Source organism: Chromobacterium sp. INPA-IVC, assembly GCF_059047085.1.
Genome location: NZ_JBTNLS010000004.1, coordinates 181,117 through 196,952, shown reverse-complemented (window position 1 = coordinate 196,952; position 15,836 = coordinate 181,117). Strand labels below are relative to the sequence as shown.

At 65.7% G+C, this 15,836-nt stretch carries 13 protein-coding genes; 12 read left to right on the top strand and 1 reads right to left on the bottom strand.

The window, feature by feature from the left end; translation table 11 throughout:
• Positions 1-36 precede the first annotated feature (36 nt).
• Positions 37-2,742 carry a THUMP domain-containing class I SAM-dependent RNA methyltransferase gene (locus ACX17K_RS08600; protein ID WP_493774464.1) on the bottom strand — a complete coding sequence of 902 codons (2,706 nt, stop codon included), beginning with the start codon at positions 2,740-2,742 and terminating at the stop codon, positions 37-39.
• Between the two features lie 129 nt (positions 2,743-2,871).
• Here ACX17K_RS08600 and mutY point away from each other — a divergent pair, with 129 nt between their 5' ends.
• From mutY to ACX17K_RS08540, 12 genes are all read left to right on the top strand, one after another.
• Entirely contained in the window at positions 2,872-3,918 is a 1,047-nt protein-coding gene (mutY, locus tag ACX17K_RS08595; RefSeq protein ID WP_493774623.1) for an A/G-specific adenine glycosylase, read from the top strand.
• A gap of 96 nt (positions 3,919-4,014) precedes the next feature.
• Complete coding sequence (locus tag ACX17K_RS08590) at positions 4,015-6,219, top strand: RelA/SpoT family protein (protein WP_493774463.1); 2,205 nt, start codon at positions 4,015-4,017, stop codon at positions 6,217-6,219.
• A gap of 224 nt (positions 6,220-6,443) precedes the next feature.
• A complete protein-coding gene (gene deoC, locus ACX17K_RS08585; RefSeq protein ID WP_493774462.1) occupies positions 6,444-7,211 on the top strand; it encodes a deoxyribose-phosphate aldolase in 768 nt (255 codons plus the stop codon).
• A gap of 110 nt (positions 7,212-7,321) precedes the next feature.
• On the top strand, positions 7,322-8,647 hold the full coding sequence (gene deoA / locus ACX17K_RS08580) for a thymidine phosphorylase (protein WP_046155499.1): 1,326 nt from the start codon (positions 7,322-7,324) through the stop codon (positions 8,645-8,647).
• Positions 8,648-8,662: 15 nt separating this feature from the next.
• Entirely contained in the window at positions 8,663-9,880 is a 1,218-nt protein-coding gene (locus tag ACX17K_RS08575; protein ID WP_493774461.1) for a phosphopentomutase, read from the top strand.
• Positions 9,881-9,974: 94 nt separating this feature from the next.
• A complete protein-coding gene (gene deoD, locus ACX17K_RS08570) occupies positions 9,975-10,685 on the top strand; it encodes a purine-nucleoside phosphorylase (protein ID WP_493774460.1) in 711 nt (236 codons plus the stop codon).
• Between the two features lie 378 nt (positions 10,686-11,063).
• A complete protein-coding gene (gene rplM / locus ACX17K_RS08565; protein ID WP_021475775.1) occupies positions 11,064-11,492 on the top strand; it encodes a 50S ribosomal protein L13 in 429 nt (142 codons plus the stop codon).
• A gap of 15 nt (positions 11,493-11,507) precedes the next feature.
• Entirely contained in the window at positions 11,508-11,900 is a 393-nt protein-coding gene (gene rpsI, locus ACX17K_RS08560; protein WP_021475776.1) for a 30S ribosomal protein S9, read from the top strand.
• 133 nt (positions 11,901-12,033) lie between these two features.
• Positions 12,034-13,062 (top strand): N-acetyl-gamma-glutamyl-phosphate reductase, encoded by a 1,029-nt coding sequence (gene argC / locus ACX17K_RS08555; protein ID WP_493774459.1) that lies wholly within the window; start codon positions 12,034-12,036, stop codon positions 13,060-13,062.
• A gap of 120 nt (positions 13,063-13,182) precedes the next feature.
• Positions 13,183-13,515 carry an iron-sulfur cluster insertion protein ErpA gene (gene erpA / locus ACX17K_RS08550; protein WP_369826569.1) on the top strand — a complete coding sequence of 111 codons (333 nt, stop codon included), beginning with the start codon at positions 13,183-13,185 and terminating at the stop codon, positions 13,513-13,515.
• A 67-nt stretch (positions 13,516-13,582) separates the two neighbouring features.
• Positions 13,583-14,440 (top strand): CheR family methyltransferase, encoded by an 858-nt coding sequence (locus tag ACX17K_RS08545; protein ID WP_221668364.1) that lies wholly within the window; start codon positions 13,583-13,585, stop codon positions 14,438-14,440.
• 104 nt (positions 14,441-14,544) lie between these two features.
• Positions 14,545-15,801 (top strand): D-amino acid dehydrogenase, encoded by a 1,257-nt coding sequence (locus ACX17K_RS08540; RefSeq protein ID WP_343479903.1) that lies wholly within the window; start codon positions 14,545-14,547, stop codon positions 15,799-15,801.
• Positions 15,802-15,836: the final 35 nt, after the last annotated feature.

The window sequence follows — 15,836 nt, the reverse complement described above, 5'->3', positions numbered from 1 at the left end:
TTCACGCCATCCGGGGGATGGCGGCAAGGCATCCGATTATTCTTCGGCTGTTTCGTTGTCGTCTGCCGCTTCGCCGCCGTCCTTCTGCTTGCGGGCGCTGCCTTCCACCATATTGATGACGAACAGGCGGCATTGCAGCGAGCCGTTGAACAGCGGCGTGCGGCGTTTCGGCGCCAGGTGGATCAGCTTGCCCAAGCGCAGGTCGCCGCTGAACAGGCAGGCGGTCCAGCCGGCGAAGTGGGCCTTCAGCCAGTCGCCCAGCTCCGGGTACCAGGCCGCCAGCTGGTCCTGTTCTTCCAGCCGCACGCCGTAGGGCGGGTTGCTGACGATCAGGCCGTGCTCGGCGTGCGGGCGGGTGTCGGCGACATCGGCGGCCGCGACCTCGATCAGGTCGGCCAGGCCGGCGCGCTCTAGGTTGGCGCGGGCGATGTTGATCATGGCCTGCGAGCGGTCCGAGCCGCGGATGGCCAGCGAGGCGGCCGGCTGCTCGGCCTTGCGCGCGTCCAGCTGCAGTTTTTCCCAGGCGGCGGAATCGAAGCTGGACAGCGCTTCGAAGCCGAAGCCGCGGGCGCGGCCCGGCGCGCGGTTCAATGCGATGTCGGCGGCTTCCACCAGGAAGGTGCCGCTGCCGCACATCGGGTCCAGCAGCGGCTGGCTGCCGTCATAGCCGGCCAGCATCAGGATGCCGGCGGCCAGGTTTTCGCGCAGCGGCGCCTCGCCGGTTTCCTCGCGCCAGCCGCGCTTGAACAGCGGCTCGCCGCTGGTGTCCAGATAGATGGTCGCCTCGTCGGCGGTCAGGAATACGTTGACGCGCACGTCCGGGTGGCGAGTGTCGACGCTGGGGCGGCCCTGCTGGGTCTGGCGGAAGCGGTCGCAGATCGCGTCCTTCACCGTCAGGCCGATATAGTCCAGGCTCTTGACGCGGGCGGCGATGCCGTCGGCTTTCAGCTTGATGGTGCGCGACACGTCGAACCAGCGCGGCCAGTCCACGCTCATCGCCAGCCGGTAAATGTCCTGGTCGGCGTGGTAGCCGCCGTGGGCCAGGCGCAGCAGCACGCGGCTGGCGGTGCGGCTGTGCAGGTTGACGGCCATCATCAGCCGCGCGTCGCCAGCGAAGGCCACGCCGCCGTCGGTCGGCGCGATGTCGCCGGCACCCAGCGACAGCAATTCGTCGGCCAGAATCTGCTCCAGGCCGCGCGGGCAGGGGGCGAACAGCGACAGCCGGCTGTCCAGGCGATTGGTGATCACGTTTTCGGCGCGGACGGCCGGCGCGTGGCCGTGGCCGCCGTCATGCGGGCGCTGTTCGAAAGCGCGGCGCGGCTGGTCGACGCGGTGGGTGTCGCCGAAGGGCTGCAGGCCGCGCGGGCGATGCTCGTGCCGGTCGCCGCGCGGGCCGCGGTCTTCGCGCGGTTGCCATTGCGGCTTGTCGTCGCGGCGGAAGCGGTTGTCGCGTTCGCCATTCTCGCGCTTGGAGAATAGTTTGCGCGGCGCGTCGCCGTCCTGGCGCGGGGCGCGGTCTTCGCGCGGCTGCCATTGCGGTTTGTCGTCGCGGCGGAAGCGGTTATCGCGCTCGCCGTCCTCGCGCTTGGCGAAGGTCTTGCGCGGCGCGTCGCCGTCGTGGCGCGGAGCGCGTTCTTCGCGCGGCTGCCACTGCGGCTTGTCGTCGCGGCGGACGCGGTTGTCGCGCTCGCCGTCCTCGCGCTTGGAGAACAGCTTGCGCGGCGCGTCGCCGTCGTGGCGGGGCTCGCGCTCTTCGCGCGCTTGCCATTGCGGTTTGTCGTCGCGGCGGAAGCGGTTGTCGCGCTCGCCGTCCTCGCGCTTGGAGAAGGCCTTGCGCGGCGCGTCGCCGTCGTGGCGCGGCCCGCGTTCTTCGCGCGGCTGCCATTGAGGCTTGTCGTCGCGGCGGGAATGGCTGTCGCCGCCCTCGCGTTTGGCGAACAGCTTGCGCGGACCGTTGTCGCCGTAGGGCGCGCGGTCTTCGCGGGCTTGCCATTGCGGTTTGTCATCGCGGCGGAAGTCGCCTTCGGCGCGCGGCTTGAATTCGCGCGGCGGGGCGTCTTCGGTATGCAGCGGCTTGCGGCCGGACGGGCCGCGGTCGCGGCTGTAGCGCTTGTCCTGCGGCGCGCCGTCGCGGCGGAATTCGGAAGAGCGTTCCACGCCTTCCGGCAGCGGCTTGCGATTGGACGGACCGCGGTCGCGGTCGTAGCGGCGCTCATGGCCGGCTTCCGGCTGGCGCTTGTCGAAGCGGCGGTCGTCCTGGCGCGGCTGCCAGGCCGGCTTGTCTCCGTCGCGGTTGAAACGCTTCTGCTGGCCTTCGCCGCGGTCGTCCGAGCGCTTGTCGAAGCGGCGATCGTCCTGACGCGGCTGCCAGGCCGGCTTGTCGCCGTCGCGGTTGAAGCGTTTCTGCTGGCCTTCGCCGCGATCGTCCGAACGCTTGTCGAAGCGGCGGTCGTCCTGGCGCGGCTGCCAGGCCGGCTTGTCGCCGTCGCGGTTGAAGCGCTTCTGCTGGCCTTCGCCGCGGTCGTCAGGGCGCTTGTCGAAGCGGCGCTGCTCCTGGCCGGGCTTCCAGTCCGGCTTGCCCGGACCGGGGCGCTGGCCGGAATAGGGCGCGCGCGGCTTGCCGTCCTGCGGCTGCCGATCGGGGGCGCTCGGGTTTCCGCCTGCCGGCGAGTTGGCCGCGCGTTCGCGGCTGGTTTGATCGCGGCGCTGGCTGGCGCGTTGGCGGGAGCGGAAACTGGACATGAAACGACCTCGAATGGACAAGCTAAAATAAGTAATCCTTTAATTTTAACGTATTTGGCCGCCGCCTGCTTGGTGACGCTGCGGCTTTCCGCTACCATAACCGGTTCGATTGGATATTGGATTGCGATGTTGCATAGCAGTTTCGCCTCCCGGCTGGTGGCCTGGCAACGGCGGCACGGCCGCCACGACCTGCCCTGGCAGGTGACGGATCCATACCGCGTCTGGCTGTCCGAGATCATGCTGCAGCAGACCCAGGTGAAGAGCGTGCTCGATTATTATCCGCGCTTCCTGGCCCGTTTTCCGGATGTGGCCGCGTTGGCTGCCGCGCCGGCGGACGACGTGCTGGCGCAGTGGAGCGGCTTGGGCTATTACAGCCGGGCGCGCAATCTGCACAAGGCGGCGCGGATGGTGATGGACGAGTTCGGCGGCGCGTTTCCGGCGGAGCGCGAGCAATTGGAGCGCTTGCCCGGTGTCGGGCGCTCCACCGCCGCCGCGATTTCGGCCTTCGCCTTCGGCCGGCGCGAAACCATTCTGGACGGCAATGTCAAACGCGTGCTGGCGCGCTGTTTCGGCATAGACGGCTTTCCCGGCGACAAGGCGATCGAGAAACGGATGTGGGCGCTGGCCGAGCAAATTCTGCCGGCCGACGCCGCCGACATCGGCCCCTATGTGCAGGGCCTGATGGACTTGGGTGCCACGGTATGCAGCCGCGGCAAGCCCGCCTGTACCGTCTGTCCGATGGTGGATGGCTGCGCGGCGGCGCGAGAGGGCCGCACCGGCGAGCTGCCGACGCCGCGGCCGAAGAAGGCGGTGCCGACGCGCCACACGGCAATGCTGCTGGCGCGGCACGAAAACAAGGTATGGCTTGAGCGCCGGCCGCCCACCGGCATCTGGGGCGGCTTGTTGTCGCTGCCGGAGTTTGGCACCACGCTAGAGATGGAAGGCTGGCTGAGCGGCCGGGGCGATGGCGACATGCTGCCCGCCTGGCCGGAGCTGGAACATGTATTCACCCATTTTCGCCTGATCATCACGCCGCAGCCGGTCCGGATAGACCGTTTGGCCGCGGCGGGAGTCGCCGAGGCCGACGGCCAGTGGCTGGACATCGATCAGGCGGTGGACGCCGGCGTGCCGGCTCCGGTGCGCCGATTGCTGCTGAGGCTGGCGGCGCATGATTGAAAGAGGGCAGGCTAGCCCTGTCCGCGTGGCCAATCCGCTGGCCGGGCGCGCCCGGCCGCGGTTTTAAGACGGCGAGTCCGTCCAGATAGAACTGATATGGTTTCCGTAGTCCGCACCGTTGCCGATACCCTGGCCGACGCCGCCGACCCGGCGCGCTGGCTGGAGCGCATGTCCGCCGTCTTTCCCCATGAGGAAGGCGAGCTGCTGGCGCGCGCCTTTCATGCCGCGCGCGGGCTGTACGCCGGCAAGACCGTTCCCTCCACCGGGGAAGACCTGTTCACCCACGCAGTGGCCGCCGCCGCGGTCGTCGCCGATCTGAACCTGCTGCCCGACGCCATCGTCGCCACGCTGCTGTTCTCGGCGCCGGACTACCAGCCGGAATGGCAGGCCTGGCTGACCGAGAACTTCAACCCGACCGTGGCGATGCTGGTGGACGGCGTCGGCGGCGTGCGCCGCATCACCGAGTTCGCCCGCATCGACAGGATGGCCACGCCGGAAGACTGCGCGCGCCAGGCCGAAACCATGCGCAAGATGCTGCTGGCGATGGTGGCGGACATCCGCGTGGTGCTGATCAAGCTGGCCTGGCGCACCCAGACCATGCACTACCTGGCCAACGTGCCGGATGAGACGACGCGCCGCCGCATCGCCGGCGAGACGCTGGAGCTGTTCGCGCCCCTGGCCAACCGCCTGGGCGTATGGCAGATCAAGTGGGAGCTGGAGGACCTGGGCCTCAGGCACACCGAGCCGGACACCTACAAGAAGATCGCCAAGCTGTTGGACGAGCGCCGGCTGGAGCGCATCGACTACATCGAGCGGGTGCTGGATGTCCTGCGCGACGAATTGAAAAAGGCCGGCGTTCGGGCCGAGGTGGCCGGCCGGCCCAAGCACATCTATTCCATCTGGAAGAAGATGAAGAAGAAAAAGCTCGATTTCACCGAGCTTTACGACATCCGCGCGGTGCGCATCCTGGTGGACAAGCTGCCGGACTGCTACACCGCGCTCGGCATCATCCACGGCATGTGGCAGCCGATACGCGGCGAGTTCGACGACTACATCTCCCATCCCAAGGCCAACAACTACCGCAGCCTGCACACCGCGGTGGTCGGCCCCGAGGACAAGGCGCTGGAGGTGCAGATCCGCACCTTCGAGATGCACGAGCACGCCGAGTTCGGCGTGGCCGCGCACTGGCGCTACAAGGAGGGCGGCAAGGGCGATGCGGCTTACGAGGAAAAGATCTCCTGGCTGCGCCAGCTGCTGGATTGGCGCGAGGAGATGTCCGACCGCGAAGGCCTGGCCGAGGCGTTCAAGACCGAGCTGTTCGCCGACACCATCTACGTGCTGACGCCGCAGGGCAAGGTGTTGGCGCTGCCGCAGGGCGCGACGCCGATCGACTTCGCCTACGCCATCCATTCCGGGCTGGGCAACCGCTGCCGCGGCGCCAAGGTGGAAGGGCAGATCGTGCCGCTGTCCACGCCGCTGCAGAACGGCCAGCGCGTGGAAGTACTGGTGGCCAAGGAAGGCGGCCCGTCGGTCAACTGGCTGCACGACGGCTGGGTAAAGAGCCACCGCGCCATCTCCAAGATCCGCCAGTACATCCGCCTGCAGAACGCCGACACCGTGCGCGAGACCGGCAAGGCGCTGTTCGAGCGCGAGCTGGCGCGCCGGCCGCACATCCAGCCCAATCTGCAGCAGCTGGCGGAGAAGTTGGGCTACGACAAGCTGGATGAAGTCTACGGCGCGCTGGGGCACGGCGAGCTGACGATACGCGCGGTCAGCAACGCGATCACCAGCTTCGCGCCGCCGCCGGCGGTGGAGGTGCAGCCGGAAAGCCTGATCCGCGCCAGCAAGGGCGGCCACGACGCCGGCGGCGTGCTGATCGAGGGCGTGGACAATCTGATGACGGTGCTGGCCAAATGCTGCAAGCCGGCGCCGCCCGACCAGGTGATGGGCTTCGTCACCAAGGGCCGCGGCATCTCCATCCACCGCAGCAGCTGTCTGACCCTGAAAAAGCTGTCACAGGAAGTGCCGGAGCGGCTGATCGCCGCCGAGTGGGGCGAGCAGAAGAACAGCGTGTTCCCGATCGACATCGAGGTGATGTCGCAGGACCGGCCTGGCCTGCTGCGCGACATCTCCGACGTGCTGTCGCGCGAGAAGCTGAACCTGATCGGCGTCAACACCCTGTCGCGCGACCAGAGGAGCCGGCTGCGGCTAACGGTGGAAGTGCGCCAGGTGCAGGACATCAGCCGCGTGCTGTCGCGTCTGATGGAATTGTCCGGCGTGCAGGAGGCGCGCCGGGTCTGAGCGGTAACGGAGAAGCCGGCTGGAATGCCCGCGGGATGGGCGTTGCGGCCGGTTTCGCTTTTGGCGCGGGCGCGTGGCCGGCGCCGGACGGTTTGCGTTTAAGCAAGTCGCATCGATTCGCAATTTGCTTTCATGTGAAGAAATTTTCATAATCGTGAGCATTGCCCTGGGCAAACCGTCGTCATGCGGTTTGCGCCTTTTGGACGCATACGAGAGAGATCGATATGTCTGCACTGATTGAAGCCGCGCGCCGAGCGCTGTCCCTGATGGACCTGACCACCCTCAACGACGACGATACCGACGAGAAGGTGGCCGCGCTGTGCCGCAAGGCCAAGAGCCCGGACGGCACCGTGGCGGCGGTATGCGTGTATCCGCGCTTCGTGCCCATCGCCAAGAAGACGCTGCGCGAAGCGGGTTGTCCCGAGGTGCGGGTAGCCACTGTCACCAACTTCCCGCACGGCAATGACGACATCTCGATCGCGGTGGCCGAAACCCGCGCCGCCATCGCCTACGGCGCCGACGAAGTGGACGTGGTGTTCCCGTACCGCGCGCTGATGGCCGGCAACCGCGACATCGGCTTCGAGCTGGTCAAGGCCTGCAAGGAAGCCTGCGGCGGCAAGCTGCTGAAGGTGATCATCGAGAGCGGCGAGCTGAAGGACGCGGAGCTGATCCGCGCAGCCAGCGAGATTTCCATCCGCGCCGGCGCGGACTTCATCAAGACCTCCACCGGCAAGGTGCCGGTCAACGCCACCTTGCCTGCGGCCGAAGCCATGCTGGCCGTGATCAAGGAGCAGGGCGGCCAGTGCGGCTTCAAGGCCGCCGGCGGCGTGAAGAGCGCCACCGAGGCCGCCGAATACCTGGCCTTGGCCGCGCGCCTGCTGGGCGAGGGCTGGGCGGACGCCCGCCATTTCCGCTTCGGCGCGTCCAGCCTGTTGGCCAATCTGCAGATCGAGATCGCCGGCGGCGTCGCCAAGCCGACTTCCGGCTACTGATCGATTCAAGAATTCGCGGGGTTACCGCACTCTGGCCGGGCGATTTCCCGGCCGCACCGCCCGTTGCCGTTTCATTCTGCAGCGCAATGGGTTTCAGGCAGGAGAATGCCATGTTTTTGCCGCAGGAAATCATCCGCAAGAAACGCGACAACCTGACGCTGTCGCAGCAGGACATTCAGCAATTCGTCGCCGGCATCACCGACAACAGCGTCGCCGACAGCCAGATCGCCGCCTTGGCGATGGCCATCTACTTCAACGGCATGGAGCTGGATGAAAACGTCCACCTGGCGCTGGCGATGCGCGATTCCGGCCGTCGCATGCACTGGAAAGATCTGAACCTGCCGGGCCCCATCGTGGACAAGCACTCCACCGGCGGCGTCGGCGACGTGGTGTCGCTGATGCTTGGGCCGATGGTCGCCGCTTGCGGCGGCTTCGTGCCGATGATTTCCGGCCGCGGCCTGGGCCACACCGGCGGCACGCTGGACAAGCTGTCCGCGGTGCCCGGCTATAACCCATTCCCGGAGCCGGAACTGTTCCGCAAGGTGGTGAAGGACGTCGGCGTGGCCATCATCGGCCAGACCTCCGACCTGGCTCCGGCCGACCGCCGCTTCTACGCCACCCGCGACGTCACCGCCACGGTGGAGTCGATCGCGCTGATCACCGCGTCCATCCTGTCCAAGAAGCTGGCGGCAGGGCTCGACGTGCTGGTGATGGACGTGAAGGCCGGCAGCGGCGCCTTCATGCCGACTATGCAGAAGTCCATTGAATTGGCCGAGCGCATCGTCAAGGTGGGCAACGGCGCCGGGGTGGCCACCACCGCGCTGATCACCGAAATGAGCCAGCCGCTGGCCTCCACCGCCGGCAACAGCATCGAAACCCGCGAGGCGGTGCGCTACTTGAAGGGCGACGAGCGCAACCCGCGCCTGCATGAAGTGACGATGGCGCTGTGCGCGCAGATGCTGATCGGTGGCAAGCTGGCCGCCGACGAGGCCGATGCCCGCGCCAAGCTGCAGGCCGCGCTGGATTCCGGTCGCGCCGCCGAGATTTTCGGCCGCATGGTGACCGCGCTGGGCGGCCCGGCCGACTTCATGGAAAACTACGACCGCCATCTGGCGCCGGCGCCCATTGTGCGCCCGGTGTACGCCGACCGCGCCGGCTATGTCGGCGCGATGGACACCCGCGGCATCGGCATGGCGGTGTGCGCGCTGGGCGGCGGACGCCGTCTGGCCACCGACGTGCTGGATTTCCGCGTAGGACTGTCGCAGTTCGTCGAACTGGGCCAGAATATCGGCAAAGACACTCCGCTGATGATGATCCACGCCGCCGACGAGGCGAGCTTCGAAGACGCGGCGCGCCGCGTCAAGGCCGCCATCCGCGTTGACGAAGCCGCGCCGTCCGAGCTGCCGCTGGTTTACCAGATCATCCGCGGCGAATAAGGCCGGGGAGGCATCATGAAACGCGCAATCATCTTGATCTTGGATTCGCTGGGCATCGGCGCGGCGGCCGACGCGCCGACGTTCGGCGACGCCGGCAGCAACACGCTGGGCCACATCGCGATGGAGGCGGCCGCCGGCCGCGCCAACGTCGGCCGCAGCGGCCCGCTTAAGCTGCCCAATCTGTCCAAGGTAGGCCTGGGCCACGCCTGCCAGCTGTCGTCCGGCTATTTTCCGGAAGGCATGGACCCGGCCGATCCGGTGGCCGCTTACGGGTATGCCCGCGAAATCTCCAGCGGCAAGGACACGCCGTCCGGCCACTGGGAAATCGCCGGCGTGCCGGTGCTGTTCGACTGGGGCTATTTCAGCGACCACGACAACAGCTTCCCGCAGGCGCTGCTGGACGCCATCGTCGAGAAGGCCGGCCTGCCGGGCTACCTGGGCAATTGCCACGCTTCCGGCACCGAGATTCTGGACCGCCTGGGCGAGGAGCACATGAAGAGCGGCAAGCCGATCTTCTACACCTCGGCCGACTCGGTGTTCCAGATCGCCTGCCACGAGGAAACCTATGGCCTCGAGCGCTTGTACGAGCTGTGCAAGATCACCCGCGAGCTGTTGGAGCCTTACAATATCGGCCGCGTGATCGCCCGGCCCTTCGTCGGCGAAGGCAAGGGCAAGTTCGCCCGCACCGGCAACCGCAAGGACCTGGCGGTGGAGCCGCCGGCGGCCACGGTGTTGAAGAAGCTGGCCGACGCCGGCGGCGACGTGGTGTCGATCGGCAAGATCGCCGACATCTACGCCCACGTCGGCATCACCCACAAGCACAAGGCCACCGGCTTCGACCAATTGTGGAACGCCACGCTGACGGCGATGGATCAGCATCAGGACAAGCCGGCCATCATCATGGCCAACTTCGTCGATTTCGATTCCAGCTACGGCCATCGCCGCAACACCGCCGGCTACGCCGCGGCGCTGGAGGAGTTCGACGCGCGCCTGCCCGAGGTAATGGCCGCGATGGGCGACGACGACATCCTGATCCTGTCCGCCGACCACGGCTGCGACCCCACCTGGCCCGGCACCGACCACACCCGCGAGCACATCCCGGTGCTGTGCTACGGCAAGAAGGTTAAGGCTGGTCCGATAGGCGAGCGCGCCACTTTCGCCGATATCGGCCAGAGCGTGGCCAGCTATCTGGGCCTGCCCGATATGGATTACGGCACGTCCTTTTTGGACTGATGCCGCCGCCCCGGGCCGCCGCGAGCGGCCCGGCGCCGTTTTTTCCGGTCCGCGCAAGCGGGGCGGGAACAGAATCATTTAGAGGAGACCTTGAATGGCAACCCCGCATATCAACGCCAAAGACGGCGCCTTCGCCGAAACCGTACTGATGCCGGGCGACCCGCTGCGCGCCCAGCTGATCGCCGAGACCTTCCTGGAAGGCGCGGAGCTGGTCACCAACGTGCGCAACGTGCTCGGCTACACCGGCACCTACAAGGGCAAGCGCCTGTCGGTGATGGCCCACGGCATGGGCATCCCGTCCGCCAGCATCTACACTACCGAGCTGGTCAAGGATTACGGCGTCAAGAACATCATCCGCATCGGCTCCTGCGGCGCGGTGACGCCTGACATCAAGCTGCGCGAGCTGTTCGTCGCCATGGGCGCGTCCACCGACAGCAAGGTCAACCGCATGCGCTTCAACGACCACGACTACGCCGCCATCGCCGATTACACGCTGCTGCGCACCGTGGTGGACACCGCCGCCGAACAGGGCAAGCGGATCACCGTCGGCAACGTGTTCTCCGCCGACCTGTTCTACGGCGTGCAGCCGAATATGCTGGACGTGCTGTCCAAGATGCAGGTCAACGTGATCGAGATGGAGCTGGCAGGCATCTACAGCGTGGCCGCTCAATACGGCGCGCGCGCGGTCGGCATCCTGACCGTGTCGGACATTATTCCGACCGGCGAGGCCACCAGCGCGGAAGAGCGCCAGACCTCCTTCCGCGACATGATGGAAGTGGCGCTGGACGCCGCGATCAAGCTGTAAGCTGCTGATAGCCATGAATAAACGGACGCCGCCGGGCGTCCGTTTTCGCATTGAGGAACAGGGTGTGGCGTGCGCGCACATCGTTTATCGTGCAGTGCACAAAAAATGCTTGCCTAATCCAGATGGGATACCGATAATCGGTATTGCATCAGGGCGTTGCGCACTGTGGCGTTCCTGGTGTTGTCTCCTCCATCCTCCTTCTTTAGGTGGAACTTGGCGCAACAAGCTTGAGCGTTGCGCTTTTTTTTTGCCGTCGTTTTTCGCCCGGATTCCACCGTTTCCCGCCTGCTGGAAATCTGTTGTGTCACAAGGGTTTGACAGCTACCCGGCCACTGCACTAGAATCCGTAACTTTCAAGAATTACGATGGAAGAGTTCCATGAAGACCTTTTCTGCCAAGGCGCATGAGGTAAAGCGCGAATGGTACGTGGTCGACGCCGCCGATAAGGTGCTGGGTCGCCTGGCTGCCGAAATCGCCCGCCGTCTGCGTGGCAAACACAAGCCGGAATTCACCCCGCACGTTGACACTGGCGATTTCATCGTCGTAGTGAACGTCGACAAGCTGCGCGTGACCGGTACCAAGGCACAAGACAAGAAGTACTACCGTCACTCTGGTTACCCGGGCGGCATCTACGAACGCACCTTCACCGAACTGCAAAACCAGTTCCCGGAGCGCGTTCTGGAAAAGGCCGTGAAAGGCATGCTGCCGAAGGGTCCGCTGGGCTACGCCATGATCAAGAAGCTCAAGGTATACGCCGGCGCTGAGCACCCGCACGTCGCCCAACAGCCCAAAGTGCTGGAAATCTGATTTTAAGGCTTAACAATGAACGGTAAATACTACTACGGCACTGGCCGTCGCAAGAGCTCCGTTGCTCGCGTGTTCATGCAGAAGGGTTCCGGCCAGATCATCGTTAACGGCAAGCCTGTTGACGAGTATTTCGCCCGTGAAACCGGTCGCATGGTTATCCGCCAGCCGCTGGTTCTGACCGAAAACGTCGAATCCTTCGACATCAAGGTGAACGTTGTCGGCGGCGGTGAAACCGGCCAAGCCGGCGCGATCCGTCACGGCATCACCCGCGCCCTGATCGACTTCGACGCTGCTCTGAAGTCCGCTCTGTCGGCCGCTGGCTACGTGACTCGCGACGCTCGCGAAGTTGAACGTAAGAAGGTCGGCCTGCGCAAAGCTCGCCGCGCCAAGCAGTTCTCCAAGCGTTAATCGCGGATATCTGCTCGAAAAACCGCCCGGCTTCGGCCCGGCGGTTTTTTCTTTTGCTGTGCACTTGCCGCCACAGCGTCTACTGCCTAAACTGTCGCTTTTGCGACATTTTTTTATATAAAGGGCAGTCCACATGATCAAGGTTGGGATCGTCGGGGGCACCGGTTACACCGGCGTCGAGTTGTTGCGTTTGCTGGCCAAGCATCCGCAGGCGCGCGTGACGGCGGTGACTTCGCGCAAGGATGCCGGCATCCGAGTCGACGAGATGTTTCCCAGCCTGCGCGGCCGCATCGATCTGGCGTTCAGCACGCCGGACGAGGCTAGGCTGCAGGACTGCGACGTGGTGTTCTTCGCCACGCCCAACGGCATCGCGATGCAGGAGGCCGCCGCGCTGCTGGACGCCGGAGTGCGGGTGGTGGACCTGGCGGCGGACTTCCGCATCAAGGACGTGTTGGAGTGGGAGAAGTGGTACGGCATGCCGCACGCCGCTCCGCAACTGGTGGCCGACGCCGTCTACGGCCTGCCCGAGGTGAACCGCGAAGCCATCCGCGGCGCCCGGCTGGTGGCCAATCCGGGTTGCTATCCGACCGCCGTGCAACTGGGTTTCCTGCCGTTGATCGAGTCGGCGGCGATCGACGCCGCCAGCCTGATCGCCGATTGCAAGTCCGGCGTGTCCGGCGCCGGCCGCAAGGGCGAGATCGGCGCATTGCTGGCTGAAGCTGGCGATTCGTTCAAGGCTTACGGCGTGGCCGGCCACCGCCACTTGCCGGAAATCCGCCAGGGTTTGGCGCGCGCTAGCGGCAAGCCGGTGGGCCTGACTTTCGTACCGCACCTGACGCCGATGATACGCGGCATCCACGCCACGCTGTACGCGCGGCTTTCCAAGGATGTCGATCTGCAGCAGCTGTTCGAGAGTCGTTATGCTGCGGAGGCCTTCGTCGATGTGCTGCCGGCCGGCAGTCATCCCGAAACGCGCTCGGTGCGCGGCGCCAACCTGTGCCGGATCGCGGTGCACCGGCCGCAGGGCGGCGACACGGTGGTGGTGCTGTCGGTGATAGACAATCTGGTCAAGGGCGCGGCGGGCCAGGCGGTGCAGAACATGAACCTGATGTTCGGCTTGCCGGAGACGGACGGCCTCGATGTGGTGCCGCTGTTGCCGTGATCGCAGGGCGGGGCTTGAACGCTCGCCATTCGCCCCGATATCCGACTAAAATAGTGGGTGAATGGCCGCGACCGGCCCGATTGAATTGCGAGGTTACACATGACAGAAGCTGCTACCGAAATGCCGTGCCCGATCAACTTCACCGAAAGCGCCTGCGCCAAGGTGCAGGATCTGATCGCTGAAGAGGGCAATCCCGACCTGAAGCTGCGCGTGTTCGTCACCGGCGGCGGCTGTTCCGGCTTCCAGTACGGTTTCACGTTCGATGAAATCGCCAACGAGGACGATACCGCGATCGAGCGTCAGGGCGTGACCTTCCTGGTGGACCCGATGAGCTACCAGTACTTGGTCGGCGCCGAGATCGATTATCAGGAAAGCCTGGAAGGCTCGCAGTTCGTGATCCGCAATCCGAACGCCACCACCACTTGCGGTTGTGGTTCTTCGTTCTCGGTGTGATACTGAACGCAGGTAAGAACCAGGCCCGGGCCCTTGCCCCGGGCCTTTTTGCTGTGGAATCCAGAACATGAACAAGCTGCCGCCGGTGGTATTGCCCAAGATCGAATTCAATCGTGAATTCTCTTTCACGGATGCCGACTTCGAGCGCATCCGCAAGCTGATCTACAAGGAGGCGGGGATTTCCCTGAATCCGTCCAAGAAGGACATGGTATACGGCCGGCTGGTGCGGCGCATCCGCGAGCTCAAGCTGCCCGGCTTCGCCGCCTATGTCGATTTTCTGGAATCGATTGGCGGCAAGCGCGAATTCGAGCAGTTCGTCAACGCGCTGACCACCAATCTGACCTTCTTCTTCCGCGAGGAGCACCATTTCCCGATTCTGTCGGAGCATCTGAAGAAGAAGGCGGCGGCCAGCGGCGAACTGGCGATCTGGTGCGCGGCGGCGTCCACGGGCGAAGAGCCTTACTCGCTGGCGATTACGGCGCTTGAATCCTTTCCGGGCGCCACGCGGCCCAATATTTCCGTGCTCGCCACCGATCTGGACACCAGCGTGCTGGAGACCGGCCGCAAGGGCATCTATCCGGCTGAGAAGATCGCCCGCCTGCCGGCCGGCCATGCGGTCAAATATTTCGACAAGCAGCCCGACGGCAGCTACCAGGCCAAGCAGGCGCTGCGCAATATGATTACTTTCCAGCGCTTGAACCTGGTCGAAAGCAATTGGAGCGTGCGCAAGCAGTATGACGCGATCTTCTGCCGCAACGTGATGATCTACTTCGACCGCGATACCCAGTTCGCCGTGCTCAAGCGCTTCGCGCCGTTGCTGAAGCCGGATGGATTGCTGTTTGTCGGCCACTCGGAAAACTTCTATTTCGCGTCCGATTACTTCCATCTGCGCGGCAAGACCGTGTACGAGCACGCGAAAAAGTAGGCATTTGTCAGACAAAACAGTCGCCGCGCCGCGCGATTGCCATTACCATTTCGTCTCTAACGGGCAAGCGAGTCTTGCCCGTTGTCTTTGCGCGGGGAGGCGGTATGCGAGTGGCGGTTCTCGGGGCCGGCGTGGTGGGTGTGTCCACCGCCTGGTTCCTGGCCAGGATGGGACACGAGGTGGTGGTGCTGGAGCGCGCCTGCGGCGCGGCTAGGGAGACCAGTTTCGCCAATGGCGGCCAGCTGTCGGTCAGCCAGTCCGAACCCTGGGCGAACCCGGGCGCGCCGTGGCAGGTGCTGCGTTGGCTTTGGCGCGACGACGCGCCGTTGCTGTTCCGGCCGAGAATGGATCCGTCGCAATGGCGCTGGATCGCCGGATTCCTGGCGGAATGCCTGCCTGGCCGACATCAGCGCAATATGCGGCAAATGGTGGCGCTGGGGCTGTACAGCCGTGACGCGATGCGCCAGTTGCGCGAGGAAACCGGCATTTCCTACCGCCGCCTGTCGCGCGGCATTCTCAGCCTGCATTATGATGCCTGCCAGTTGCGCCACGCTCACCGTTCGGCCGAGCGGCTGCAGGCGCTGGGGGTGGACAAGCGCGTGCTGAGCCCGATGCAGGCGCTGGCGCTGGAACCGGCGCTGGAGCCGACGTTGCCTGGCTTGGCCGGCGCCAGCTGGTGCCCGGACGACGAGTCCGGCGATGTGCATCTGTTCACCCGCGGACTGGCCGAGGCCGCCGCGGGCCTGGGCGTGGAGTTCCGTTACAATACCCGGATCAACGCGCTGGAGACGGCGGATGGCGGCGTGTCGGCGGTATCGGTGACGGGACCGGACGGCGGCTACCAGCGGGTGACGGCGGACGCCTACGTGCTGGCGCTGGGCAGCCACTCGCCGTTGCTGGCCGCGCCGTTGGGCTTGCGGCTGCCGGTCTATCCGGCCAAGGGCTATTCGGCGACTGCGCCGGTGAAGAGCCTGATCGCCGCGCCCATGGTCAGCCTGACCGACGAGTCCCATAAACTGGTGTTCAGCCGCTTGGGCGACGAATTGCGCATCGCCGGCACCGCCGAACTGTCCGGTTATTCGTCCAGCCTCGATCCGCTGCGCTGCGAGGCCTTGCTGCGGCGGGCCAGAACGCTGTTTCCCTCTGCCTGCGACTGGGAGGCCGCGCGTTTCTGGAGCGGGTTGCGGCCGGCGACGCCGGGCAACGTGCCCTTGATAGGCAGGAGCGGAATCGGCAGGCTGTTCCTGAACACCGGCCACGGCACCTTGGGCTGGACCGAGGGCGCGGGTTCGGGGAAGGCGCTGGCGGAGATCATCAGCGGCAGGACGCCGCAGCTGGATTTCGCGTTTTGCGGGCACTGAGGCCGCGAAGCGATTGATGAATGGTTTTTGGCCGG

Bases quoted from the DNA above. Each gene is read 5' to 3' on its own strand.
- deoA (WP_046155499.1), top strand. From the start codon at position 7,322: ATGTTTTTGCCGCAGGAAATCATCCGCAAGAAACGCGACAACCTGACG.
- erpA (WP_369826569.1), top strand. From the start codon at position 13,183: ATGCCGTGCCCGATCAACTTCACCGAAAGCGCCTGCGCCAAGGTGCAG.
- deoD (WP_493774460.1), top strand. From the start codon at position 9,975: ATGGCAACCCCGCATATCAACGCCAAAGACGGCGCCTTCGCCGAAACC.
- ACX17K_RS08600 (WP_493774464.1), bottom strand. From the start codon at position 2,742: ATGTCCAGTTTCCGCTCCCGCCAACGCGCCAGCCAGCGCCGCGATCAA.
- rplM (WP_021475775.1), top strand. From the start codon at position 11,064: ATGAAGACCTTTTCTGCCAAGGCGCATGAGGTAAAGCGCGAATGGTAC.
- ACX17K_RS08540 (WP_343479903.1), top strand. From the start codon at position 14,545: ATGCGAGTGGCGGTTCTCGGGGCCGGCGTGGTGGGTGTGTCCACCGCC.
- ACX17K_RS08545 (WP_221668364.1), top strand. From the start codon at position 13,583: ATGAACAAGCTGCCGCCGGTGGTATTGCCCAAGATCGAATTCAATCGT.
- rpsI (WP_021475776.1), top strand. From the start codon at position 11,508: ATGAACGGTAAATACTACTACGGCACTGGCCGTCGCAAGAGCTCCGTT.
- ACX17K_RS08575 (WP_493774461.1), top strand. From the start codon at position 8,663: ATGAAACGCGCAATCATCTTGATCTTGGATTCGCTGGGCATCGGCGCG.
- argC (WP_493774459.1), top strand. From the start codon at position 12,034: ATGATCAAGGTTGGGATCGTCGGGGGCACCGGTTACACCGGCGTCGAG.
- deoC (WP_493774462.1), top strand. From the start codon at position 6,444: ATGTCTGCACTGATTGAAGCCGCGCGCCGAGCGCTGTCCCTGATGGAC.
- ACX17K_RS08590 (WP_493774463.1), top strand. From the start codon at position 4,015: ATGGTTTCCGTAGTCCGCACCGTTGCCGATACCCTGGCCGACGCCGCC.